Below are 23655 nucleotides of genomic sequence, written 5' to 3'. Positions count from 1 at the left end.
TAGATACAGCCCGCACGCCTACTGAGCTATCGTCGGCCGGGTGACGCAGCAGTATCCGGTGCTCTGGCCGGTCCCCACCCGGTGGGCCGACAACGACCACTACGGGCACGTGAACAACGTGACGTACTACTCGTACTTCGACACCGCGGTGAACGCGTGGTTGATGCATGCCACCGGCACCGACATCCGCGTGCTGCCCGCGCTCGGTGTGGTCGCGCAGACCTCCTGCCAATACCTCGGGTCGATCAGCTTCCCGGATCAGCTGCAAGTCGGCTTGCGCGTCTCGCGGCTCGGCCGGTCCAGCATCACCTACGATCTGGCCATCTTCCGCGAGGCCGACGGCGGCCTGGAACTGGCCGCGACCGGCACTTTCGTGCACGTCTACGTGGACGCGGAGACGCGTAAGCCGGTCGAGATCCCGGAGGTCATCCGCACTGCCGCCGCTGGCCTCGTCACGGACCGACAGTCCCCGGACTACGGCGTCACAGACGGCTGAGGAGCGTGAGCGGGTCCTCCAACAGGCTTGCGGTAGTGGCGAGGAAGCGGGCGGCCAGTTGTCCGTCGATCATCCGGTGGTCGAAGCTCACGCCGAGCGTGGTCACCCACCGGACCGCGAGTTCGTCGCGGAATACCCACGGCCGCTTGCGGATCGCGCCGAGACACAGGATCGCGGCCTCGCCCGGATTCACCAGCGGTACCCCGGCGTCCACGCCGAAGACGCCGACGTTGGTGATGGTGAAGGTGCCGCCGCGCAGGTCGGCGGGCGTCGCGCCGCCGGAGCGAGCGGTGTCGGCCAGCCAGCCGATCTCGCGGGTGAGATCGCGCAGGCTCAGCGTCTGCGCCTCTTTGATGTTCGGCACGAGCAGGCCGCGGTCGGTGGCCACCGCGATGCCGAGGTTCACATAGTGTTTGGTGACGATCTCCTGGTTCGCTTCGTCCCAGAAGGCGTTCACACCGGGGAAATCGGCGAGTGCGGCCAGCGCCGACTTGGCGACCAGGGACAGTGGTGTCAGGGTCAGGCCGGCAAAGGATTTCGTGCTGCGCAGATGGTCGAGCAGCTCCATCGAGGCGGTGCAGTCGACGGTGACGAAGGTGCTGGCTTGCGGAATCGTGCGGGCGCTGTTCAGCATCGCCGCGGCGGTCCGCTTGCGGATGCCGCTGATCGGGGTGCGGACCTCACGCGCGGGCGGCCGGACCACACCGGCATCGCCGCCGGCTGACGCCCCGGCGTATTCGGACGGACGCGGCTGGGAGACGGGCACCGCGCCGCGCACGTCGTCGACGGTAACCGCGCCGCCTGGGCCGGACCCCGCGACGAACCACAGATCGATTCCGAGTTCGCGTGCGAGTTTTCGGGCGGCAGGGGTCGCCGCCGCGCGCGCCGCGCCGAGCGCTGTACGCGGTCGTTCGGGCTCTTGGACGGCAGTGTCTGCAGCGACATTCGTCGTGGCGGGTGCCGCGTGCTGCCGTTCAGGTTTCTGGTGGGCGGTGTCCAGTCCGGCTGAGGTGTCTGCCGCGAGATCGCTCGCGGCGAATGCTGACGATCGTTCGGAGTCCCCGACGGCGGTGCCCGGCTCAGCCGTATCTCCCGGACCGCCCGTCGCGACCGGCTGCGAAATCTGCTGCGCCGGTTGTCCCGCGGGCCTGCGCCGCCGAGATGCCGGCTCCTCCTCGGGACCGTAGCCCACCAGAACCGAGGAGCGGCCCGGTTCCCCAGTGGCGCCTTCGGGTGCCGTTTTCCGCTCCTGCTCCACGCGAATGAGCGGTGCGCCGACCGCGACCGTGTCGCCCGGCTGCGCCAGCAATTCGACCACCCGGCCCGCGAACGGACACGGCAGCGACACCACCGCTTTGGCTGTTTCCACCTCCGCGATGGTCTGGTTCAGCTGCACTGTGTCGCCGACTTCCACCGCCCAGGACACCAGCTCGGCGTCGGTGAGCCCCTCCCCGAGATCCGGCAGCCGGAACTCCAGCACGGACGCCGGAAGAGGCTGGCGGGCATGGTCTTCCACGTGGGCACCTCTCACTACGGCGAACCCCGTCAGGCGGCGAGGGAGCGGTCGACCGCGTCGAGAATGCGGTCGGGGTCGGGCAGGTGGTGCTTTTCGAGCTTAGCCGGGGGATAGGGGATGTCGAATCCGCCGACCCGCAGGACCGGTGCTTCGAGGTGGTAGAAGCAGCGCTCGGTGATCCGCGCGGCGATCTCCGCACCGAGCCCGGCGAATACCGGCGCCTCGTGCGTGACGACCAGCCGCCCGGTCTTCGCGACCGACTCCTCGATCGTGTCGAAGTCGATCGGCGAGAGACTGCGCAGGTCGATCACCTCGAGTGCGTGGCCCTCCGCCGCGGCGATCTTCGCCGCCGCCAGCGCGGTCGCGACGGTTCCGCCGTACGCGACGACGGTCGCGTCCGTGCCCGTCATGCACACCCTGGCGCGGTCCAGCGGCAGCCCGCCGTCACGGTCCAGCGCGGCGAAATCGACATCCGCCCTGTCCCAGTACCTGCGCTTGGGTTCGAAGAAGATCACCGGGTCGTTCAGCGCGATCGCTCGGCGGATCATCGAATACGCGTCCGCCGGGTTGCTCGGCGTCACGACGCGCAGGCCCGGGGTATGCGCGAAATAGGCTTCGGGCGACTCGGAGTGGTGCTCCACCGACCCGATGCCGCCGCCGAACGGAATGCGAATCGTAAGCGGCGCGTTGACCTTTCCCTGCGTCCGGTAGTTGATCTTCGCCACGTGCGAGACGATCTGGTCGAACGCGGGATAGACGAAGCCGTCGAACTGGATCTCGCACACGGGCCGGTAGCCCCGCAGTGCCATGCCGAAAGCTGTTCCGATGATGCCGGATTCGGCCAGCGGCGTATCGATGACGCGATTGTCGCCGAAGTCTTTCTGCAGTGTGTCGGTCACCCGGAACACCCCGCCGAGACGGCCGACGTCCTCGCCCATCAGCAAGACCTTCGGGTCGTCCTCCAGCGCCCGCCGCAAGCCGGTGTTGAGCGCGGCGGCGAAGGTGGTGATCATTGTGGGACTCCTTCTCCTCGTGCGGAGGACAGGCCGGGATCGCCGGTCAGGTACTCCGCGTACGCCCTCCGTTGTTCGGTGATCAGCGGGTGCGGGGTGGCGTAGACGTGGTCGAACAGCTCCGTCGGTGCGGGGTCGGGCATGCCGATGGTGGCGCTGCGCACCGCCTGGGCGACCTCGTCGGAGCGCGCCGCGACGCGCCGGGCGAACGCCTCGTCCCACAGGTCCTCGCGTTCGAGCAGCTTGCGCATCCGGTCGATCGGATCGCGCCGCGCCCACTGCTCGGTCTCGGCGGTCGAGCGGTAACGGGTGGGATCGTCCGCGGTGGTGTGCGGACCCATCCGATAGGTGAGCGCCTCGATGAACGACGGGCCGCAGCCTGAGCGCGCCCGTGCCACTGCCTGCCTGGTCACGGCGAGCACGGCCAGTACGTCGTTGCCGTCGACCTGCTCGCCCGGCATGCCGTATCCATACGCGCGGTGCGCGATCGGGGTGGCGCTCTGCACGCGCACCGGTTCGCTGATCGCCCAGTGATTGTTCTGGCAGAAGAACACGACGGGCGCGCTCCAGCTCGCGGCGAACCCCATCGCCTCGGCGATATCGCCCTGACTGCTCGCGCCGTCACCGAAATAGGCGATCGTGGCGATGTCGGCGCCGTCCAAGTGCGCGGCGAACGCGTAGCCCGTCGCGTGCAGGCCCTGCGAGCCGACGACGATGTTCGGGTTGGTCATGTTCACCGCATGCGGGTCCCAGCAGTGGTGGGCGGCGCCGCGCCACAGCCCGGTGAGGTCGGTGGGCGGCACACCGCGGCAGTAGGCGACGGCGGTCTCGCGATAGCTGCAGAACACGTAGTCGTCGGGATGCAGGGCGTGCGCCGAACCCACCTGGGCGGCTTCCTGCCCGAGCAGTGGCGCCCACAGTCCGAGTTGGCCCTGCCGTTGCAGCGCGGTGGCCTCGGTGTCGATCCTTCGTGTGACGACCATGTCCTCGTACAGTTCGCGCAGCTGTTCGGGGCCGACGTCGGCGACCAGTGCGGCATGCTCGGGGTCGAGCACACGGCGACCATCCGGCTGTACCAATTGGACCGGAAACTCGGACTTGCCCGTCATCGGTGCTCACCCCATCGCGCCACAGGAATGTGTTCTATCTCACAGCATCCCCCAGAACGCGAACTGCGCAAGTGCTTGACAGACGAATGGGCAGAATGCTCAATTCTTCCCCCTCGATTGGTGTCATACTGCGTTGTATGACCAGAGAAAACGTCGGCGTGACCCTGGACGCCACCGACGCCAGGCTGTTGCTGGAGCTGGTCGCCAATCCCAGGGCGACGGGCGTCGAGCTGGCCGCCCGGCTCGGCCTGTCCCGCAATACCGTGCAGGCTCGGCTGTCCCGCTGGGAGGCAGGTGGCGTCCTCGGCAGCTTCGAGCGCCGCGTGGAGCCGCGCGCGCTCGGTTATCCGCTCGCGGCGTTCGTCGCGGTCGTCGTGGATCAGCACCGGTTGGATTCGGTGGTCGACGAACTCGCCGAGGTACCCGAGGTGACCGAGGTGTGCGGCATGACGGGGCTCACCGACCTCACGGTGCGGGTGGTCGCGCAGGACGCCGATGACCTGTATCGCATCGCGGGGCAGATCCTCAAGATCCCCGGCGTCGAGCGGACCAACATGGCGCTGGTGATGCGCGAGCTGGTCGGCCCGCGTACCGCGCCGCTGTTGGATCGCCTGGCGAATTCGAGCTGAATGTTCTCGACATCGAGTGCGACGTTCGAGGTGGCCATATGAGCGACGACGGGAAGCCGCGCACGGTGGAACGCGACGGCTGAGCCGGCGGCGTATGGCTGCCGTTCGATGTAGTCGATCTGTGGCTCGCGGCCAGGCGAGTCGAGGCTCCGGGGTCGCGTGATGGGCGTGGTCGGACTCGGCCGGTCCCCGTGCTGCGTCGGGTTTAGCGGGACGCTTGGGCGGCAGCGTCAGGCGGCGGATGCAGTCGCTCTACAGCCGCCCTGCGTCGGGCGGAGTGATGGATCAGGTGGCCGCGTATCGGGTGAGGTCGGAGGTAGCCGGTCCGTAGTTCGCGTCGGGCGGACAGGGGTGTGGCAGCCGCCTAGGGTGAGGGGATGGAGATTGTGGGCAAAGTTGCCATCGTCACAGGGGCGGGTGCTGGGATCGGGGCGGCGTTGGCCAGTCGGCTCGTCGCGGGTGGGGCGCGGGTGGTGCTCGCGGACCTCGACGGGGTGAGCGTGGCGGGGGTCGCGGAATCGCTCGGCGCGGACGCGGTCGCGGTCGGTGGCGACGTGGCCGACGAGGCGGTGATCCGCAGGCTGATCGAGCGTGCCGAGGCCGAGTTCGGACCGGTGGATTTCTATTTCGCGAACGCGGGGATCGGCGGCGGCGCGGGTCTGGACAGCACCGATCAGCAGTGGGCGGCCGCGCTCGAGGTCAACGTGCTGGCCCATGTCCGTGCCGCACGGCTGCTGGTGCCCGGCTGGCTGGAGCGCGGCGGCGGTTACTTCGTGAGCACGGCGTCGGCGGCGGGCCTGCTCACCCAGCTCGGTTCGGCGCCCTACGCGGTGTCCAAGCACGCGGCCGTCGGTTTCGCCGAGTGGCTGTCGGTCACCTACGGCGACCGAGGGGTCCGGGTCAGCTGCGTGTGCCCGATGGGCGTGGACACCCAGTTGCTGCACGGCGGACTCGTGCCACCGGAACACGCCGCCGCGGCCGAGCTCGCGATGAAAGCCGTCACCAGCTCGGGCGCGGTGCTGTCCCCGGACGATGTCGCCGACATCGTCCTCACCGGCGTCGCCGACGAGCACTTCCTGATCCTCCCGCATCCCGAGGTGCTGAAGATGTACCGGCACAAGGGCTCCGACTACGACCGCTGGATCGACGGCATGCGCCGATTCCAAGCCGCCCTCCAGCCGTAGCGGGGTCCACCGGGGCCGTCGAGGGCCGGGCACTCGATTCTCCGGCATCAGATGTGCATCCAACGCCGCACTTCGCCCAGCACCGGGCGAGGAATGCACCACAACGCAGTGCCGCTCCCGGCGAAGCCAATGCATTGCCCGCACGGACGACGGTGACGGCTCCGGCTTTCCGGTGCTCGCCGGAACGCCGCACCTAGCGCGGTATGTGCTGTCGACAGGTCCGGGCTGGCGGTGCTTCGGGCGCGGCGTTCGGCGTCTAGCGCAGCACTTTGCGCACCACCAGACCGGCGAGCAAGGCCCAGAACGCCGCGCCGATTCCAGCGAAGCCGACGCCGGACGCGGCGATCACGAAGGTGACTACTCCGGCTTCTCGGTGTTCGCCTGCGCTCAGTGCGGCGCTGAGCGCCGCGGCGAGTGTTCCGATCAGGGCCAGGCCGGCGACGGTCTCCAGCGTGCCCGCCGGAGCGGCCGCGACCAGGGTCACCAGAGCGGCGGAGCCCAGCGCGAGCAGTAAATACGTCACGCCCGCGGTGAACGCCGCGATCCAACGTCGCTTCGGGTCCGGATGCGCGGCGGGCGCCGCCGACAGCGCGGCGCTGATCGCGGCGAGATTGATCGCGTGCCCACCGGCGGGCGCCCCGATGACGGTGCCGAGGCCGGTGACGCTCATCGCGGCGCGCCACGGAAGCCGGTAGTCGAACGAGGCCAGCACCGCGGTGCCGGGAATGTTCTGCGACGCCATGGTCACGACGTAGAGCGGGATCGCGACGCCGATCAGCGCCTGCCAACTCCAATGCGGCAGAGTCAGTTCCAACGACGGAACCATAGCGGCGAGGTCGAGCGGCTTGTGCTGGACGGCGATGCTGATCGCGGCGCCGGCCGCCGCGGTGGCGAAGGCCGCGATCACAGCCCAGCGCCGGGCATACCGTTGCAGCACAAGCCAGACCAAGATCACCGGAACCACCACCGCCGGGCTGGTCTGCGCCGCCCGCACCGGAGCCAGGCACAGCGGCAGCAGCACTCCGGCCAGCATGGCCTGCGCTATATCCACCGGGATCGCGGCCACCAGTGCGCCGAGCCGCTGCCACAGTCCGGTGATCACGATCAACACCCCGGTCACCACGAACGCGCCGATCGCCGCGGGCCACCCGCCCACCACGGCCCCCGTGCCCGCCAGCAGCGCCGCCCCCGGCGTGGACCAGGCCAGCGTGATCGGCATCCGATACCGGTAACTCAGCAGCATCATGCCGATCGCCTGCGTGACGCACACCGCGAGCAGACCCGACGCCGCCTGTGCCGCACTGGCCCCCACTGCGGTGAGCCCGCTCAGTAGAACGGCGAACGAGCTGGTGAAACCCACCAGCGCCGTCACCGCGCCCGCGCCGAGCGGCTGGACGAGACCGGTCTTCGAACGCCCGGGTTCGCGCGCGGTGGTGGCCTGGGCCGTGGAAACGTTCGACATTGGCGGGATATTGCCTCTGGTGACCAAGCCGTGTCGCCAGCCAGTGCCCCGAAACTGGCCTGACCCGCGCCGCCTGGCTCGGCGGGACGCGCTGGGGCACGCGCGAGTATGGCGACATCCGCCCATCCGGATGCGTAGGGTGGGGGAGTCGTGCGCGAGGATGCGATTCAGGACGAGGAGCTGGGTTGAGCGCGGTACTGATCTCACCAGGGGAGCTTCGGGAAGTTTTGGCGGACAAGCGGCTTCGCCTGCTGGACGTCAGATGGGCGCTTGGCGACCCGGATGGTCCGCAGCACTATCTCGACGGCCATATCCCCGGGGCGGTGTTCGTCGATCTGGAAACCGAACTTGCCTCGCCGCCGTCGCCGGCCCGTGGCAGGCACCCGCTACCGGACCCGGCGCAACTGGAGAAGTGCGCGCGCAGCTGGGGGCTGTGCGATGGCGATCCGGTGGTGGTCTACGACGCCACCGGCGGTATGGCCGCCGCGCGCGCGTGGTGGCTGCTGCGCTGGGCGGGCGTCGCGGACGTGCGCATTCTCGACGGCGGGCTGCCCGCGTGGACCGGCGCGGGCGGGCCGATCGCGACCGGCGCCGAAGCGGACCCCGAGCCGGGCGATGTCGAGCTGAGTCCCGGCCGGCTGCCGGTGATCGACGCGGATGCCGCGGCACGCTGGCAGGGCGTGCTGCTGGACGCCCGCGCGGGCGAGCGCTATCGCGGTGAGGTGGAACCGATCGATCCCCGTGCCGGGCACATTCCCGGCGCGCTCAGCGCTCCCACCGCCGAGAACCTCGACGCCGATGGCCGCTTCCGGACCGCGGACGAACTGCGCGACCGCTTCGCCGGATTCGGCTCCGGGCCGGTGGCGGTGTACTGCGGGTCCGGCGTGACGGCGGCGCATCAGATCGCCGCGCTCGCGGTGGCGGGTGTCGAGGCGGCGCTGTACCCCGGGTCGTGGTCGCAGTGGTCGAACGATCCGAAACGGCCGGTGGCGACGGGAAACTGACGGCGACAGCCGCTACAACCAGGCGCGCGCCAGGAGATCGTCGTCGGCGACCTCGCTCACCCGAGGCGGGAAACGGGTGGCCGCGATGGACTCGATGTGCGTTCCGTCGTGCCCGATCACCCACGATCCGCCGCGTTCCTCGCACTCGGCGATCTTGGCGAAGGTGGTGAGCAGGAAGGTGACCGCCGCACGTGGGTCGCTTGTCCGCGCCAGACGCTGGGATTCACCAGGTCGCGACAGGTCCAGCCACACGCCGCACTGTCCGTCGCACCGCATTCCGACGATCTTGTCGGCGTGCACGAAGGTGAACTTCCGTCGTTCCCACGCGGTCGTCGGTGTGAAGCTCTGTTCGAGGACCTGGAGCAGAATCGTCATGCTGCTTCCTCCGCTTCCCTTGACACCAAGCTGCGGTTCTCCGCGATGACCAGCGGATATCCAGTATCTTCCTTTTCCGGTCCGTTGGGTACTGCCCGTGTGTTCCGCCGGGTCGGAGTCTTCGCATCCTCCGGCCCGTGCGGTCCCGCCCGGCTCGTTCCTGCGTTCCCGGTACCGGCCGCACCTTCGAAACTACGCCTGACCTGGGTTGTTCGCTCGCTGCGGCAGGTCGTCGGCGTGTCCGCGGTTTGGTACCTGCCGCCACCCGGGAACCACGCAACGCGCCCTGCTCGAGCGTGGCGCGCGGATCACCCTGCGTATTCCATTGGAAGACAACAGGTCTGGGCGTGTACGCCGCCCGCGCTGTAGCGGCCACCCTGCGACACCTGCATTCGACGCTGATCAGTGCCCGTTCGGTCAGCGGATATGCCGATCGGAACCCGGTCCGGCCGTTACCCGGCACGGCCCGCGGCGGCCGTGGACGTGTCGGACCGGCCTGCTTGGATGGGGTGATGCTGCACGGTCTGTGGTCGCCGGGCGGCGGGTTGCTGCTCTGGCACGACTCGCCGGTCGCCGCGCCGCCCCACGAACTGGCCGCCGCGCTTCCCGACCCGCTGGGCAGCGTGCTGCGTGCCGCGAAGTTCCGGCACCGTGCCGGCGTTCTGGTCGCGGGGTCGGGCGAGACCGAGCAGGTCCGGGCACATGCGCTGACGCCGGCCGCGGCAGCGCAGGTGCTGCGGCAGCGCCTGCCCGACCAGGTCGTCGCGGGTGATCTGCGCTTTCTCGCGCACGTCGCGCGCGGGGTCGAGCGCTGGGTGCGCGCCGGGCGGGTTGTCCCGGAACTGCGCAGGGAGGACGGCGAGTGGTGGGTGCGCTGGCGGCTGATCGGCGGGGAGCGGCAACGCGCCTGGCTGGCCGAACTGGCCGTCGCCATGCCACAGGCTCTGCGCGTAGCCGGGCGTCCGGCCGCGCTGCTCGACGACATGGTCACCGAACTCACCGATCCGATCGCGCGAGCGCTGGTCGATCTGCCCGGCACGCCGCATCCCCTGGTGGCTGCCCTGGTCGGCGATACACCGCTGGACAACGGCAGCTATCAGGTGGCCGAGGTGCTGGAACGGTGGCGCGCCAGCCTGACCGGCGACGAGCCCGATCTGGTGCTTCGCCTGCTCGAGCCGGATGGCGAATTCGGCGCCGGCGACGAGACGGTGGCGCTGTGGCGGCTGGAGGTCTGCCTGGCCGTCACCGGCGAGGCGCCGAAAACCGTTCCACTGCACGATGACCCGAACCTCGTCCGGATCGCGGTGGACAAGCTCGGCGCGGCGCAGCGGGCCTACCCGAGGCTGCGCGATCTGCCGAGCGATCCACGCAGCATGGACCTGCTGCTGCCCACCGAGGTGGTGGTCGATCTGGTCGCGCACGGCGCGCACGCCCTGCACTCCGCAGGCGTCCGGCTGTTGCTGCCGCGGGCGTGGAGCGTCGCCGAGCCGAGCATGCGACTGCGGGTGGACAGCGCGGTGCCCGCCGCCGAGAGCACCGTCGGCATGCGCGGCCTGGTCTCCTACCGCTGGGAACTCGCGCTCGGCGGCATCGTGCTGACCCCGGCCGAGATGGAAAGGCTGGTGCGCGGCAAGTCCGATCTGGTCCAACTGCGCGGCCAGTGGGTGCAGGCCGACCACAAGGTGCTCGCCGCCGCGGCCCGCTATGTCGCCGCGCACACCGACGACTCGCCGGTCACCTTCGCGGACATGCTCGGCCAGATCGCGGGATCACGGGTGCAGCAGGTGCCGATCGCCGAGGTCACGGCCTCGGGCTGGGCGGCGGATCTGCTCGATGGCGCCCACGCGCCCGCGCCGGTCGCGCCGCCCGTCGGGTTGAAAGCCGAACTGCGCCCGTATCAAGAACGCGGTCTGGCCTGGCTGGCCACCATGAGCCGGATGGGTTGCGGCGCGATTCTCGCCGACGACATGGGGCTCGGCAAGACCGTCCAGGTGCTCGCCCTGCTGGTACACGAGCGCGAGACGGCTGCCGACGCTCCCGCCGAGACCGAGCAGCCGGGCCCGACTTTGCTGGTGTGTCCGATGTCCGTGGTCGGCAACTGGCAGCGCGAGGCCGAGCGATTCGCGCCCGACCTCCGAGTCTGGGTGCACCACGGCGCCGGACGTCGGGCGGGCGCCGAACTCGACGAGACGGTCGCCGCGGCCGATCTGGTGATCACCACTTACGCGCTGCTCGCCCGGGATGTCGAGGAACTCGGCAGGCAACCGTGGGACCGCGTCGTCTTGGACGAGGCGCAGCACATCAAGAACGCGGGCACGCGGCAGGCGCGAGCGGCTCGGTCGCTGCCTGCGCGGCATCGGCTGGCGCTCACCGGAACTCCGGTGGAGAACCGGTTGGAAGAGCTGCGCTCCATCATGGATTTCGCGATGCCGAAGGTGCTCGGCAGCCCGCAGTCGTTCCGCGCGCGCTTCGCGGTGCCCATCGAACGCGAGCGCGACGAGAACGCGATAAGCCGCCTGCGCTGGCTCACCCGGCCGTTCGTGCTGCGCCGGGTGAAGACCGACCCCGCGGTGATCAGCGATCTGCCGGACAAACTGGAGATGACGGTGCGGGCCAATCTCACCGTCGAGCAGGCCGCGCTCTACCAGGCGGTCGTCGACGACATGCTCGCCAAGCTCGAGGACGCCGAGGGGATGGCCCGCAAGGGAGCCGTCCTCGGCGCGCTCACCCGGCTCAAGCAGGTGTGCAACCATCCCGCGCATTTCCTCGGCGACGGGTCAGGTGTGCTGCACCGCGGCGCCCATCGTTCCGGCAAGCTCGCCCTCGTCGAAGACGTGCTCGACGCGGTGCTGGCCGACGGCGAGAAAGCCTTGCTGTTCACCCAGTTCCGTGAGTTCGGCGAACTCGTCGCGCCGTATCTGATCGAGCGCTTCGGCGCCGAGATCCCGTTCCTGCACGGTGGGGTGCCGAAGCAGAAGCGCGACGACATGGTCACGCGGTTCCAGGCGCCGGACGGACCGCCGCTGATGTTGTTGTCGCTCAAGGCCGGTGGCACCGGACTCAACCTCACCGCCGCCAATCACGTCGTCCATCTGGACCGCTGGTGGAATCCGGCGGTGGAGAACCAGGCCACCGACCGCGCGTTCCGGATCGGGCAGCGGCGCAACGTCCAGGTGCGCAAGCTGGTCTGCGTGGACACCATCGAGGAGCGGATCGATGAGATGATCACCGGCAAGCGGCAGCTCGCTGATCTGGCCGTCGGCGCGGGGGAGAACTGGATCACCGAGCTGAGCACCGACGAGTTGCGCGATTTGTTCACCCTGGGCGCCGCGGCGGTGGGCGAATGAGCCCCTTCGTCGACTACTCCGAGTATGGGAAGAAGCTGCCGGTGCGCGGTGGGGTGGCCGCGCGCAGCCGCCGCGGCGCGTTCGGGCGCACTTGGTGGGGCAAGGCCTTGGTGGACTCCGTCGAGCGGATGGCGGAGCCGGGGCGTCTGGCGCGCGGCCGCAATTACGCCAGGTCGGGCCAGGTGGTGAACTACCGGATCGACCCTGGAGCCGTGACCGCGGAAGTGCAAGGCAGCCAACCGCGTCCGTTCACCGCGGTGTTCACCGTGCGTCCCCTGCGCGAGGACGAGCTCGAACTGCTGATCGAGACCATCCGTTCCGCGCCGGGCATGCTCGCCGAGATCGCGTCGGGAGCGCTGCCGACCGGTCTCGGGCCGCTGTTGCTGCCGACCACCGCGGCGGATCTGGATTTCACCTGTACTTGCCCGGATCCGGGCTGGCCGTGCAAGCACGTGGCCGCGGTGTGCTACCTGCTGGCCGAGCGGCTCGACGAACGCCCGCGCGAGATTCTCACCCTGCGCGGCCTCGACCTGGACACGCTGATCGGCGGCATCGAACGCGACGCCCGGCCTGCCGCATCCGATGACCCGTACGGCGACCACATCGTCTTGCCGGACCTGCCGGACCCCGAATTCCGTCCCGCACCAGAGGATCTGGATCCGCTGCTGCTGCGCAAGGCGCTGCGGATGACCGCCCCCGACGAGACGACCGCCGCGGCCGGCCTGCGCGAACTCACCGCGCTCTATCGCCGATTCGACGGCCGAACGGCTTGGTAGGCACCCGGAATCGGGGCTGTCGGTTGAGCGCCGGATAATCGGGGCGGGATCGAGTCCGACGCATCGAAGGGACCGGAGACTTCCCGACGCCGGGTGCCTTTCTCAGTCTCCCGCGAGGCCCTTCCGTATGGAACTGCCCTCGCACTGCCCTTGCGCCATACTTGACGCGTAAACCAGTGGGGCCACGCCCCAAAACTCAGACCGGCCAAGCCTCGACGCCGTGCGACGACTCCAAGAAATGCGCACCGACCAGCGCATATCTTCTGTTATAGGCTGGCAGGCGTGGCAATGAACAGCCCACCGGCAGCGTTGCCGCGCGACGACCTCGGAACATCCGTCGACGTCCGCACGCCGCCGCGCCGGGTGGTTTCACTGGTGCCGTCGCTGACCGAGGCGGTGGCGATGACGTGCCCGGAAGTCCTTGTCGCCGCGACACAGTGGTGCACGCACCCGGCGGACTTGGCGGTCGAGCGGATCCGCGGCACCAAGAACCCGAACGTCCGGCGCATCATCGAACTCCGCCCAGACCTCGTGCTGTGCAACATGGAGGAGAACCGCCGCCTCGATGTCATGCGGCTTCGCGCGGCGCGAATCCCGGTGTGGGTCACGCAGATCGAAACCGTCGACGACGCCATGGCCTCCCTCGCCCGGCTCTGCACCCAGGCCCTCGGCGTCGGCGTCCCGCCCTGGCTGGTCGAAGCCGAATCCGCCTGGGCGCCAGCGCCACCCGAGCTGGAATGCGCCGCGGTCATCCCGATTTGGCGCAATCCGTGGATGGTGGTCGGACGCGACACCTTCACCGGCGATATCGCGCGCCGCCTCGGGTTGCGGCTGGTGCACGCCGTTCGCCCCGAGCGCTATCCCCGCCTCACCGACGCGGAGCTGACCGAGGGCGTCGACCTCGCGGTGCTCCCGGACGAGCCCTACGTTTTCACCGAATCCGATGGGCCGGACGCATTCCCGAACATTCCGGTCGCGTTGGTCGCGGGCCGCACCCTCACCTGGTACGGGCCGTCGCTGGCGACCGCCCGCGGCGAACTCACCGCGGCGCTGGGGCGTGCGCGGCCGCCGAATCAGCCGAGTTCGTAGTCGAACCGGATGTGGTGCGTGCCGCAGGGAGTGCGCCCGCTCAGTCCGCGATCCGGTACACCCGCTGTGCGGTGGTCCGGAAGACCTGCTCGAGTTCCGGACGTCCGCCGCCGTGACCGGTGATCGCGGTCGCGATCGTCTCGATGCTGCCGGGAATGGTGGTGATCGGCTTGTCCACGGGGAAGTTCGAGCCCCAGATGAGGCGATCGGCGCCGAAGACATCGAGGGCGTGCTCGACCAGCGGGCCGACCCGCTCGAGCAACTGCGGCACGGGCGTCGGCGTTCCGCGGGGCGGTACCGGGTGGCCGAGAATGGGCATCATCAGCCCGCTGACCTTCGCGACAACGTTCGGGTGCGCGGCCAGCGCGCTGAGATCGTCGCGCCATCGCACCAGCAGTTGTCTGCGCAGTCCCGGATGGGTACCGGTGCGCTTGCCGACCGCGCCGAAGATCCCCGCGGGCGTGCCGAGATGGTTCAGCACGATCGGCACCTCGGGATAACGCTCGGCGAGCGCGGTGACATCCGGAATGGCGTGCGAGTACACCCATGCCTCGAAGGACAGGCCGCGGTCGGCGAGGTGCGCAAAGCCGTCCAGGAACGCCTTGCTGGTGAGTTTGCCGGGCGTGTCGGTGAACGACCGCACGCCTGGATCGGGGTGGTGGGCGACCATCGTCCGGATGCCGCGCAACAGCGGCGACGCCGCGGCGTGCGCGTCCAGTAACTTGGGGAATCCGGGCTCAGCCGGGTCGCCACCCGCGAGGATCGCGCCCAGTCGGGGCGCGGCCTCCAGTGGCAGGCCCGCCACCCAGGCGGTCTCGCCTGCCTTTCCCAGCGGCCCCGGCTGTGACCATTCGACCTCGATGTGCGCGATCACCTCGATCGGCGCGTTCCCGGCATCGGCGCGGTAGTCGAACGGTAGGTAGGGCCGCAAGTAGGCGACCGGGTCGCCGACGAATTCGCGGTCGCGCCGCGGTGCGAGGCGCTTGGCCAGGTCCACCGGCACCGGCAGCCGCCGCAACAGCTTCGCCAGCCCGCTGAAATCCCTGGGCGTGGTGAACGGGTCCCACTGGTGGATGTGTGCGTCGATGATCCGAATGCCCGAGAGGTCCATGTCTGCCGTCCCAACCGCGCTGAAGGTCTGCCCGGCCGATTGTCACACGTCCCGCGGGTCGGGGCCGGGAATCAGCGGGACCCGTAGGCGGCCAGGAAAGTGCGGATCGCGGCCGCGGCGATGCTGTCGAGTTCCTCGGCGGGGACCGGGCGCGTCCCGAGCCGGGAGCGAGCCTCCAGCGGGGCGGTCAGCAGGGCGAGCAATTGCTCAGCGGCCTCCGACGGGTCGGTGACGCGGAGCCTGCCCGCGAGCGCGAGCCGGGCGAGCCGATCGGCCAGCGACTCGGCGACCGTGCGCGAAGTGCGCGTGAGAACAGTGTCGACCAGGTCGGGAAACGCCCCCAGCTGGGCATAGGTGAGCGCGCGCAAGGCGCGGGCGCGATCACTCGCGCAGACCTCGAGCAACCGGTGCGCCGCGTCGGTCAGCGCTGCGGCCAGATCATCCCCGGGCTCGCGCAACTCGTCGACGATCGCCAAGGTCTGGGCTGCGACAGCGTCGGCCGCGGCGAGCGCGGCGTGCTCGAACAGCGTCTGCTTGTCGTTGAGATGGTTGTAGACCGTCGGTTTGGCGACGCCCGCCTCGTCGGCGATCTCCTGCACACAGGCTTTGTCGTAGCCGCGGCGAGCGAAGACGGTGAAAGCGACGTCCAGGATCGCCTGTCGCTTGTCGATGCGGCCGCGCGCCGCCGTTGTTCCGGCCATCCCTGCATGCTATCGCCTCGGAGGGGCTTAATGAACGCGCTGGTTCAATCTTGTGGATCTACGGATAAGTTCTCTAGATTGAACTGATCAGTTCAATAGAGGAGGAGTCATGATCGTTCACCTGCTGCGCTTCGGTTTCCGCCACGAGACCACCGAGGAGCAGAAGGCCGAGGTCCTTGCGGCGATGCGGCGTACCGCGTCGGTGGAGTCGGTGTCGTTCTCGACGGTCGGCCAGAACCTCGGCGACGCGTCGGAGGGCCTGACCCACGCCTACTGCGTGGGCATCGAAGACCTGGCCGCGCTGGAGCGCTATATGCACGATCCGGTCCACTTGGAAGGCGATCCGCGCATCATCCCGCACTTCGCGAAGATCGCGATCGGTCCCGACGTCTCCGATCAGCCCGATCCCGAGCTGCGCGAGAAGATCATGGCGCTGCACGAGGCGAAGCTCGCGAAGTACCCGGAGTGGGCCGCGCTCATGGACACCATCCCGGAGGTGCGAATCTTCTGACGGCTCAGCGCCTTCCGCACCTCACACGTTGCGGCGGTATTGCCCGCCGACGCGGAAGAAGGTGTCGGTGATCTGTTGCAGCGTGCACACGCGGGCGGCGTCCATCAACACCTCGAAGATGTTGTCGTCGGTGCGGGCCACCGCCTCCAGCCGGGCCAGCGCGGCGTGCGCGTCGTCGCGGTGGCGCTGCTGGAACTCGCGGACCCGCCGCAGCTGCGACTGCTTCTCCGCCTCGGTGCCGCGCGCCAGCTCCAGCACCCGGTGCGGTTCGCCGTGTGAGTTGCGGAAGGTGTTCACGCCGATGATCGGTAGCGAACCGTCGTGTTTGCGCTGCTCATAGCGCATCGATTCGTCCTGGATCTTGCCGCGCTGGTAGCCGGTCTCCATCGCGCCGAGCACGCCGCCGCGTTCGCTGATCCGGTCGAACTCGACCAGCACGGCCTCCTCGACCAGGTCGGTGAGCTCGTCGACGAGAAAGCTGCCCTGCAGCGGATTCTCGTTCATCGCGACGCCCCACTCCCGATTGATGATGAGCTGGATGGCCAGCGCGCGGCGCACGGATTCCTCGGTCGGGGTGGTCACCGCCTCGTCGTAGGCGTTGGTGTGCAGGCTGTTGCAGTTGTCGTAGATCGCGATCAGCGCCTGCAGGGTGGTGCGGATGTCGTTGAAGTTCATCTCCTGCGCGTGCAAGGACCGGCCGGAGGTCTGAATGTGGTACTTGAGCTTCTGCGATCGTTCGTTGGCGCCGTAGCGATCCCGCATGGCGACGGCCCAGATGCGCCGGGCCACCCGGCCGATGACCGAGTACTCCGGGTCCATTCCGTTGGAGAAGAAGAACGACAGGTTGGGCGCGAAGTCGTCGATGTGCATGCCGCGCGCGAGATACGCCTCCACATACGTGAACCCGTTGGCCAGGGTGAAAGCCAGCTGGCTGATCGGGTTCGCGCCCGCCTCGGCGATGTGGTAGCCGGAGATGGACACCGAGTAGAAGTTGCGGACACCGTTGCGTACGAACCATTCCTGGATGTCGGCCATCATGCGCAGGCTGAACTCGGTGGAGAAGATGCAGGTGTTCTGACCCTGGTCTTCCTTGAGAATGTCGGCCTGCACCGTGCCGCGCACGGTGGCCAGCGCGCGGGCGCGGATGTCGGCCGCCTCGGCGTCGGTCGGCTGCCGTCCCTGTTCGGTCGCGAACCGATCCAGCGCCTGGTCGATCGCCGCGTTGAGGAAGTACGCCAGGATCGTCGGCGCCGGTCCGTTGATGGTCATCGACACCGACGTGGTCGGCGCGGTCAGATCGAAGCCGTCGTAGAGGACCTCCATGTCGTCGAGCGAGGCGATCGAGACCCCGGACGTGCCGACCTTGCCGTAGATGTCGGGGCGCTCGGCGGGATCGTGACCATAGAGCGTCACCGAATCGAACGCCGTGGACAGCCGTTTGGCGTCGGAGTGCTCGCTCAGTACCTTGAACCTGCGGTTGGTGCGGAAGGCGTCCCCCTCGCCCGCGAACATCCGGGCCGGGTCCTCGGTGTCGCGTTTGAACGCGAATACCCCCGCCGTGAAGGGGAATCGGCCCGGTAGGTGTTCGGCGCGCAGGAAGCGCAGCAGCTCACCGTGATCGGTGTAGCGGGGAAGAGCGACGCGCGGAATCGAATTGCCGGACAGCGTTTCTCGGCGCAACGGGGTGTGAATCTCGCGGTCGCGTACCCGCACGACTTGCTCGGCTCCCTGATAGGACTCGGCCAGCCCGGGCCATTCGGCCAAGAGTGCGGCATTGGCCGGGGTGAGGTCGGCGCGTGCGCGTTCGGCCAGTTCGGCGACGGCGTTGTCGTCGGGCAGTTCGGCCGCCACCTGCTCGAGGCGTTGCAGGCGTTGCGCCGCGACGACTTGGGCGGCGGTCTCGGCGTGGTACGCGCGCACGGTCTCGGCGATCTCGGCCAGATAGCGCACCCGTGCGGGCGGGATGAGCTGTGCGAAGCGCGTGGAGACGCGGGTGTCCACCTTCGGTAGCGTGCCCGGCTCCAGCGGTAGGCCGTGGTCGCCGAGCAACCCGGTCAGGTGCTGGTAGAGCGCCGTCACGCCGTCGTCGTTGAAGGTCGCGGCGCTCGTGCCGAAGACCGGCATGTCCTCCGGCGCCGCCTGGAACTCCTCCCGATTGCGGATCAGCTGCCGGGCCACGTCGCGTAACGCGTCCGCCGCACCACGGCGTTCGAACTTGTTGATCGCCACCACGTCCGCGAAATCGAGCATGTCGATCTTCTCCAGCTGGGAGGCGGCGCCGAACTCGGGCGTCATCACGTACAGCGAGACGTCCACGTGCTCGGTCACCGCCGCGTCGCCCTGGCCGATGCCCGGCGTCTCCACGATGACCAGGTCGTACCCGGCGGCCTTGCAGGCGGTCACGATCAGATCGATGTTGTCCGGCAGTTCCCGTCCGCCGCGGGTGGCCAGCGAGCGGAAGAAGACGTGCTCGGTGTCCAGCGCGTTCATCCGGATGCGGTCGCCGAGCAGCGCGCCGCCGCCGCGCCGCCGGGTGGGGTCCACCGCGAGGATCGCGACCCGCAGCTTGTCCTGTTGATCCGAACGCAGTCGGCGCACCAGTTCGTCGGTGAGCGAGGACTTTCCGGAGCCGCCGGTCCCGGTGATGCCCAGCACCGGCACGCGGCGCGCCGCGGCGGCTTCGGTCAGTTTCTGCCGGTCGGTCTCCGGCAGCGTGTTCCCTTGCAGACAGGTGATGGCGCGGGCCAGGGCGGAACGCTCGCCGGCGAGCACCGCGTCCAGTGCGGGCGGTTCGGCCGCCAAGTCGATGTCGCAGTCCCGGATCAACTGATTGATCATCCCCGGCAGGCCGAGTCGCTGCCCGTCCTCGGGGGAGAAGATGGTGACGCCGGATTCGGCCAGCCGTGCGATCTCGTCGGCGACGATGACGCCTCCGCCGCCGCCGAAGATCCGGACATGCTCGGCCCCTGCCTTCCGCAGAGCGTCCGCCAGATATTCGAAGTACTCGACATGGCCGCCCTGATAGGAGCTGACCGCGACGCCCTGCGCGTCCTCGGTGAGCACCGCGTCCACCACCTCGCTGACCGCGCGATTGTGCCCGAGGTGGATCACCTCCGCGCCCTGGCTCTGCAGGATCCGGCGCATGATGTTGATCGCCGCGTCGTGTCCGTCGAAGAGGGCCGCGGAGGTGACGAAGCGAACGGGATGGATGGGCGTGTAGAGCGCGCTGCGGTCGGCCACGGGATTCCTCCGGCGAGTCCATTGGCGCCCGATACTAGGACGTCAAACTAATCTTACGGTGACAGTGATCACATCGCCAGATGCTCCGGTCGCGAATGCGGTTGTCCAGGTCGACGCCACCCGAGGTGCGGGGCGGGGGCTGCCCAGGAGTGATTTGTGTTGCCCGGCCTGCCGACTCGGACATACTGGGCGCATGGTGCGCGACGACAGGGCCGGGGCGGCGGTAGGGCGGCTGGTCGCCGACGGCGTGCTTTCCCGCGAGCAGGCCGATGCCGTACTCGCGGCGCTCGCTGTCGAGCAGGCCGCGGCGGCGCGCGGGAAGGTGCTCGCCGAGATCGCCGCGTACCTCGGTGCCGGTCTGGTGTTCGGCGGGATCTTCCTGGTGATGGCTTCGTCCTGGGAGGACCTGGGGCGGCCGGTCCGGGTGGGGGTGCTCGCTGTCGTGGCGGCCGGGCTGCTGTTCGGCGGAGTCCTGCTCGCCGGTGCGTTGTTCACCCGCCGGAGGGCGCACGGCGCCCGCGCCAGGCTCGCGGCGGCGTTGTTCGCACTCGCTTCCGTCGCGCTCGCCGGGGCCGTCGGCACCGCGTTCGAGGGCCGGAGCTTCGACGCCGCATGGGTTTTCGCGTGCCTGGCGGGAGCGGTGGTCGCGGTGCTCGGTTACCTCGCGCTGCCGTCGGTGCTCGGCATGCTCGCCTGCGCCTGCTTCGTGCCCGCGGCCGTCGCGGGGATGCTCACCGAGGTGTTCGACCTCGACGAAGTGTGGGCCGGCGTGGCGGTACTGCTGCTCGGTGGCGCGTGGTTCGCGCTGACCAGAATCGGCGCCCTGTTCGAAACCCAGGTCGGATATCTCATCGCGATCGTCACCTCCGTCGCAGCCGCCCAGAGCATCGACGTCAACGGCCGGACCTGGGCTTATGCGCTCACGGCGCTGGTTGCGCTGGTCTGCTTCGCCCTGTACGCGACCCAGCGGTCGGCGGTGCTCCTCATCGGCGGTGCCGTGTCCGTGGCGCTCGCCGCCGGCGAGGCCGTCGCCGAATGGACCGACGACGCACTCGGCGCGGCCGCCGTGGTCGTGGCGATCGGCGCCATCACCCTCGCCTTCGGCGCATTCCAGCTCACGCGATCCCAAAAGAAGCCCGGCTAGCTCCGCGAGTGGCACATCACGGAGAGCCATGCTCGCGTTTCGCCGCAGTCATGTGCCACTCGCCGGGTATGCCGGTGCGGTGAGTAGGCCGGGCTGGGTGCGGTGCGCCACCGACTGCCACCTGTCGGACATGCTCACCGGAGTGGACTCGGGTGGCCCACTGCATAGGCGTGGGATGAATCACATCGGCTTGGACGGTCTGTCGATACTTGGACATCCAACTATAGGGTGACCACATACCGCGTCGCGGTGTCCCGACTGGCTAGAAGAACAGGAACTGGCATGGTTCGCGAACTCACCCACTTCATCGGCGGGCAGCATGTGCCGGGCGCGTCCGGCAACTTCGGCGACGTCTTCGACCCCAACCTCGGGCAGGTGCAGGCCCGGGTGCCGTTGGCGAGCAAGCCCGAAGTCGAGGCGGCCATCGCGAACGCCGAGGCGGCGCAACGGGAGTGGGCCGCGTTCAATCCGCAGAAGCGGGCGCGCGTGCTGATGAAGTTCCTCACCCTGGTGCAGGACGAGATGGACTCGCTGGCCGCCCTGTTGTCCTCCGAGCACGGCAAGACCATCGCCGACGCCAAGGGCGACATCCAGCGCGGACTGGAGGTCATCGAATTCGCCACCGGCATCCCGCACCTGCTCAAAGGTGAGTACACCGAAAGCGCGGGCACCGGCATCGACGTCTATTCGATGCGCCAGCCGCTCGGCGTGGTCGCGGGCATCACCCCGTTCAACTTCCCTGCCATGATCCCGCTGTGGAAGGCCGGTCCCGCGCTGGCCACCGGCAACGCGTTCGTGCTCAAGCCCTCCGAGCGCGACCCCTCGGTGCCGCTGCGCCTGGCCGAACTGTTCCTCGAGGCCGGTCTGCCCGCCGGTGTGTTCAACGTGGTCAACGGGGACAAGGAAGCGGTCGACACGCTGCTGCACGACCCGCGGATCAAGGCCGTCGGCTTCGTCGGCTCCACCCCGATCGCGCAGTACATCTACGAGACCGCGACGGCGAACGGCAAGCGTGCCCAGTGCTTCGGCGGCGCGAAGAACCACGCGATCGTCATGCCGGACGCCGACCTCGACGACGTAGCCGACCAGCTGATCGGCGCGGGCTACGGTTCCGCGGGCGAACGCTGCATGGCCATCTCGGTGGCCGTTCCGGTCGGCGAGGAGACCGCCGACCGCCTGGTGGCGAAGCTGACCGAGCGGGTGCACAAGCTCAACGTCGGCCGCTCCGACGACCCCGGCGCCGACTTCGGCCCGCTGGTCGGCCAGGACGGGGTGAACCGCGTGAACGACTACGTCCAGCTCGGCATCGATGAGGGTGCCGAGCTGGTGGTGGACGGCCGCGGACTGGTGGTGGACGGCGCCGAGGACGGTTACTTCGTCGGCGCCACGCTGTTCGACAAGGTCACCGCCGACATGCGGATCTACCGGGAGGAGATTTTCGGCCCGGTACTCAGCGTGGTCCGCGCCAAGGACTACGAAGAAGGGTTGCGCCTGGCCAACGAGCACGAGTACGGCAACGGCGTCGCGATCTTCACCCGCGACGGCGACACCGCCCGCGACTTCGCCGCGCGGGTGCAGGTCGGCATGGTCGGCATCAACGTCCCGATCCCGGTGCCGATCGCGTACTACACCTTCGGCGGCTGGAAGCGTTCCGGCTTCGGCGATCTGAACCAGCACGGCCCGGATTCGATCCGCTTCTACACCAAGACCAAGACGGTGACGCAGCGCTGGCCCTCCGGCCTGAAGGAGAGCAACGCGTTCGTCATCCCGACCATGGACTGACGCCGATGTTCGACTTGAACGACGACGAAAAGGCGATCCGCGACACCGCGCGCGGCTTCGCCGACGAATTCCTCGCCCCGAACGCGCTGGAATGGGACGAGCAGAAGCATTTCCCGGTCGACGTGCTGCGCAAGGCGGGCCCGCTCGGGCTCGGCGGCATCTACGTCCGCGAGGACGTGGGCGGTTCGGGCCTGCGCAGGCTGGATGCCGTGCGTATCTTCGAGCAGCTGGCCACCGGCTGCCCGGCCATCGCCGCCTACATCTCCATCCACAACATGGCGACGTGGATGATCGACCGCTACGGCGACGAGGAACAGCGCAACCGCTGGCTGCCTCGCCTGACCACGATGGAGCTGCTGGCCAGCTACGCGCTGACCGAACCGGGCGTCGGCTCGGACGCGGCGGCGTTGGCCACCAAGGCCGTTCGCGACGGCGACGACTACATCTTCAACGGCGCCAAGCAGTTCATCTCCGGGGCGGGCGCCACCGACGTCTACGTTGTCATGGCGCGGACCGGCGACGCCGGGGCGCGTGGAATCTCGGCGTTCATCGTGCCCGCCGACACCCCCGGCGTCTCCTTCGGCGCGAACGAGAAGAAGATGGGCTGGAACGCGCAGCCGACTCGTCAGGTGATCTTCTCCGACGCCAGGATTCCGGCGGCCAACCGGCTCGGCGCGGAAGGCGACGGCTTCCGCATCGCGATGAACGGGCTCAACGGCGGCAGGCTCAATATCGCCGCGTGCTCGGTCGGCGGCGCGCAGGCGGCGCTGGACAAGACGGTGCCGTACCTCGCCGAGCGACATGCGTTCGGCAAACCGCTGTTGAAAAATCAGGCGCTGCAGTTCGAACTCGCGGACATGCGTACCCAATTGGAGGCCGCGCGCACCCTGCTGTGGCGGGCCGCGGCGGCCCTGGACGCCGATGCGCCGGACAAGGTCGAGCTGTGCGCCATGGCGAAACGGTTCGCGACAGACGCCGGTTTCGATGTGGCGAACAAAGCGCTGCAGTTGCACGGCGGCTACGGGTACCTGGCCGAGTACGGCGTAGAGAAGATCGTCCGGGATCTGCGGGTGCACCAGATTCTGGAAGGCACCAACGAAATCATGCGGGTGGTCGTCGCCCGCTCGGTGGTAGGAGCGGCATGAGCCAGCGAATGATCGACACCG

The 23655-nt window shown here is 69.1% G+C and carries 19 protein-coding genes; 11 read left to right on the top strand and 8 right to left on the bottom strand.

Going from position 1 to position 23655, the window contains the following annotated elements:
- Positions 1-40: 40 nt before the first annotated feature.
- On the top strand, positions 41-496 hold the full coding sequence (locus IU459_RS14195; protein ID WP_324198864.1) for an acyl-CoA thioesterase: 456 nt from the start codon (positions 41-43) through the stop codon (positions 494-496).
- Here the strand turns inward: IU459_RS14195 and IU459_RS14190 are convergent.
- Genes IU459_RS14190 through pdhA form a run of 3 tightly spaced genes read right to left on the bottom strand, consistent with a single transcriptional unit; the run spans position 483 to position 4134 of the window.
- Positions 483-2012 carry a dihydrolipoamide acetyltransferase family protein gene (locus IU459_RS14190; RefSeq protein ID WP_195129982.1) on the bottom strand — a complete coding sequence of 510 codons (1530 nt, stop codon included), beginning with the start codon at positions 2010-2012 and terminating at the stop codon, positions 483-485. The two genes, IU459_RS14195 and IU459_RS14190, sit on opposite strands and share 14 nt — an antisense overlap.
- Positions 2013-2041: 29 nt before the next feature.
- A complete protein-coding gene (locus tag IU459_RS14185; protein WP_195129981.1) occupies positions 2042-3025 on the bottom strand; it encodes an alpha-ketoacid dehydrogenase subunit beta in 984 nt (327 codons plus the stop codon).
- Positions 3022-4134, bottom strand: a complete 1113-nt coding sequence (pdhA, locus tag IU459_RS14180) for a pyruvate dehydrogenase (acetyl-transferring) E1 component subunit alpha (protein WP_195129980.1) — start codon at positions 4132-4134, stop codon at positions 3022-3024. The genes IU459_RS14185 and pdhA overlap by 4 nt, the downstream gene beginning before the upstream one ends.
- Positions 4135-4271: 137 nt before the next feature.
- Between pdhA and IU459_RS14175 the strand changes: the two genes are divergently transcribed.
- Both IU459_RS14175 and IU459_RS14170 read left to right on the top strand, forming a co-directional pair.
- The gene (locus IU459_RS14175) at positions 4272-4763 is read left to right on the top strand and encodes an Lrp/AsnC family transcriptional regulator (RefSeq protein ID WP_040774899.1); all 492 of its coding nucleotides are present in this window, start codon (positions 4272-4274) and stop codon (positions 4761-4763) included.
- A 377-nt stretch (positions 4764-5140) separates the two neighbouring features.
- Positions 5141-5947: an SDR family oxidoreductase gene (locus IU459_RS14170; protein WP_195129979.1), complete on the top strand. Its 807-nt coding sequence runs from the start codon at positions 5141-5143 to the stop codon at positions 5945-5947.
- 256 nt (positions 5948-6203) lie between these two features.
- Here the strand turns inward: IU459_RS14170 and IU459_RS14165 are convergent, their stop codons facing one another.
- Positions 6204-7409: a benzoate/H(+) symporter BenE family transporter gene (locus tag IU459_RS14165; protein ID WP_195129978.1), complete on the bottom strand. Its 1206-nt coding sequence runs from the start codon at positions 7407-7409 to the stop codon at positions 6204-6206.
- Between the two features lie 185 nt (positions 7410-7594).
- Here IU459_RS14165 and IU459_RS14160 point away from each other — a divergent pair, with 185 nt between their 5' ends.
- Positions 7595-8413 (top strand): sulfurtransferase, encoded by an 819-nt coding sequence (locus tag IU459_RS14160; protein ID WP_195129977.1) that lies wholly within the window; start codon positions 7595-7597, stop codon positions 8411-8413.
- A 12-nt stretch (positions 8414-8425) separates the two neighbouring features.
- Here the strand turns inward: IU459_RS14160 and IU459_RS14155 are convergent, their stop codons facing one another.
- A complete protein-coding gene (locus IU459_RS14155; protein ID WP_195129976.1) occupies positions 8426-8788 on the bottom strand; it encodes a hypothetical protein in 363 nt (120 codons plus the stop codon).
- A 512-nt stretch (positions 8789-9300) separates the two neighbouring features.
- Between IU459_RS14155 and IU459_RS14150 the strand changes: the two genes are divergently transcribed.
- From IU459_RS14150 to IU459_RS14140, 3 genes are all read left to right on the top strand, one after another.
- Positions 9301-12135: a DEAD/DEAH box helicase gene (locus IU459_RS14150; protein ID WP_195129975.1), complete on the top strand. Its 2835-nt coding sequence runs from the start codon at positions 9301-9303 to the stop codon at positions 12133-12135.
- A complete protein-coding gene (locus IU459_RS14145) occupies positions 12132-12911 on the top strand; it encodes an SWIM zinc finger family protein (protein WP_195129974.1) in 780 nt (259 codons plus the stop codon). The genes IU459_RS14150 and IU459_RS14145 overlap by 4 nt, the downstream gene beginning before the upstream one ends.
- Positions 12912-13199: 288 nt before the next feature.
- Positions 13200-14000: a helical backbone metal receptor gene (locus IU459_RS14140; protein WP_195130093.1), complete on the top strand. Its 801-nt coding sequence runs from the start codon at positions 13200-13202 to the stop codon at positions 13998-14000.
- 40 nt (positions 14001-14040) lie between these two features.
- On the opposite strand, the gene IU459_RS14135 is transcribed toward IU459_RS14140, so the two are convergent.
- Complete coding sequence (locus IU459_RS14135) at positions 14041-15111, bottom strand: amidohydrolase family protein (RefSeq protein ID WP_195129973.1); 1071 nt, start codon at positions 15109-15111, stop codon at positions 14041-14043.
- 71 nt (positions 15112-15182) lie between these two features.
- Positions 15183-15812, bottom strand: coding sequence for a TetR/AcrR family transcriptional regulator (locus tag IU459_RS14130; RefSeq protein ID WP_195129972.1), 630 nt, complete (start codon positions 15810-15812; stop codon positions 15183-15185).
- Positions 15813-15921: 109 nt separating this feature from the next.
- On the opposite strand from IU459_RS14130, the gene IU459_RS14125 reads away from it, so the two are divergent.
- Positions 15922-16323, top strand: a complete 402-nt coding sequence (locus tag IU459_RS14125) for a Dabb family protein (RefSeq protein ID WP_195129971.1) — start codon at positions 15922-15924, stop codon at positions 16321-16323.
- A gap of 21 nt (positions 16324-16344) precedes the next feature.
- Here IU459_RS14125 and icmF read toward each other — a convergent pair whose 3' ends face one another.
- Entirely contained in the window at positions 16345-19563 is a 3219-nt protein-coding gene (gene icmF / locus IU459_RS14120; protein ID WP_195129970.1) for a fused isobutyryl-CoA mutase/GTPase IcmF, read from the bottom strand.
- Between the two features lie 193 nt (positions 19564-19756).
- Between icmF and IU459_RS14115 the strand changes: the two genes are divergently transcribed.
- The 3 genes from IU459_RS14115 to IU459_RS14105 all read left to right on the top strand — a co-directional run bounded on the left by IU459_RS14115 (position 19757) and on the right by IU459_RS14105 (position 23634).
- Positions 19757-20707: a DUF2157 domain-containing protein gene (locus tag IU459_RS14115; protein WP_195129969.1), complete on the top strand. Its 951-nt coding sequence runs from the start codon at positions 19757-19759 to the stop codon at positions 20705-20707.
- A gap of 282 nt (positions 20708-20989) precedes the next feature.
- The gene (locus tag IU459_RS14110; RefSeq protein WP_195129968.1) at positions 20990-22489 is read left to right on the top strand and encodes a CoA-acylating methylmalonate-semialdehyde dehydrogenase; all 1500 of its coding nucleotides are present in this window, start codon (positions 20990-20992) and stop codon (positions 22487-22489) included.
- Positions 22490-22494: 5 nt separating this feature from the next.
- Positions 22495-23634, top strand: a complete 1140-nt coding sequence (locus IU459_RS14105) for an acyl-CoA dehydrogenase family protein (RefSeq protein ID WP_195129967.1) — start codon at positions 22495-22497, stop codon at positions 23632-23634.
- The last annotated feature ends 21 nt before the right edge of the window (positions 23635-23655 follow it).

It is taken from the genome of Nocardia amamiensis (genome assembly GCF_015477605.1).
Taxonomy (GTDB): domain Bacteria; phylum Actinomycetota; class Actinomycetes; order Mycobacteriales; family Mycobacteriaceae; genus Nocardia; species Nocardia amamiensis_A.
This window is presented reverse-complemented; position numbering and strand designations above follow the sequence as displayed.

Coding starts and splice junctions, on each gene's coding strand:
- IU459_RS14185 (WP_195129981.1), bottom strand. CDS start 3,025: ATGATCACCACCTTCGCCGCCGCGCTCAACACCGGCTTGCGGCGGGCG.
- pdhA (WP_195129980.1), bottom strand. CDS start 4,134: ATGACGGGCAAGTCCGAGTTTCCGGTCCAATTGGTACAGCCGGATGGT.
- IU459_RS14175 (WP_040774899.1), top strand. CDS start 4,272: ATGACCAGAGAAAACGTCGGCGTGACCCTGGACGCCACCGACGCCAGG.
- IU459_RS14170 (WP_195129979.1), top strand. CDS start 5,141: ATGGAGATTGTGGGCAAAGTTGCCATCGTCACAGGGGCGGGTGCTGGG.
- IU459_RS14165 (WP_195129978.1), bottom strand. CDS start 7,409: ATGTCGAACGTTTCCACGGCCCAGGCCACCACCGCGCGCGAACCCGGG.
- IU459_RS14155 (WP_195129976.1), bottom strand. CDS start 8,788: ATGACGATTCTGCTCCAGGTCCTCGAACAGAGCTTCACACCGACGACC.
- IU459_RS14150 (WP_195129975.1), top strand. CDS start 9,301: ATGCTGCACGGTCTGTGGTCGCCGGGCGGCGGGTTGCTGCTCTGGCAC.
- IU459_RS14145 (WP_195129974.1), top strand. CDS start 12,132: ATGAGCCCCTTCGTCGACTACTCCGAGTATGGGAAGAAGCTGCCGGTG.
- IU459_RS14140 (WP_195130093.1), top strand. CDS start 13,200: ATGAACAGCCCACCGGCAGCGTTGCCGCGCGACGACCTCGGAACATCC.
- IU459_RS14135 (WP_195129973.1), bottom strand. CDS start 15,111: ATGGACCTCTCGGGCATTCGGATCATCGACGCACACATCCACCAGTGG.
- IU459_RS14130 (WP_195129972.1), bottom strand. CDS start 15,812: ATGGCCGGAACAACGGCGGCGCGCGGCCGCATCGACAAGCGACAGGCG.
- IU459_RS14125 (WP_195129971.1), top strand. CDS start 15,922: ATGATCGTTCACCTGCTGCGCTTCGGTTTCCGCCACGAGACCACCGAG.
- IU459_RS14115 (WP_195129969.1), top strand. CDS start 19,757: ATGGTGCGCGACGACAGGGCCGGGGCGGCGGTAGGGCGGCTGGTCGCC.
- IU459_RS14110 (WP_195129968.1), top strand. CDS start 20,990: ATGGTTCGCGAACTCACCCACTTCATCGGCGGGCAGCATGTGCCGGGC.
- IU459_RS14105 (WP_195129967.1), top strand. CDS start 22,495: ATGTTCGACTTGAACGACGACGAAAAGGCGATCCGCGACACCGCGCGC.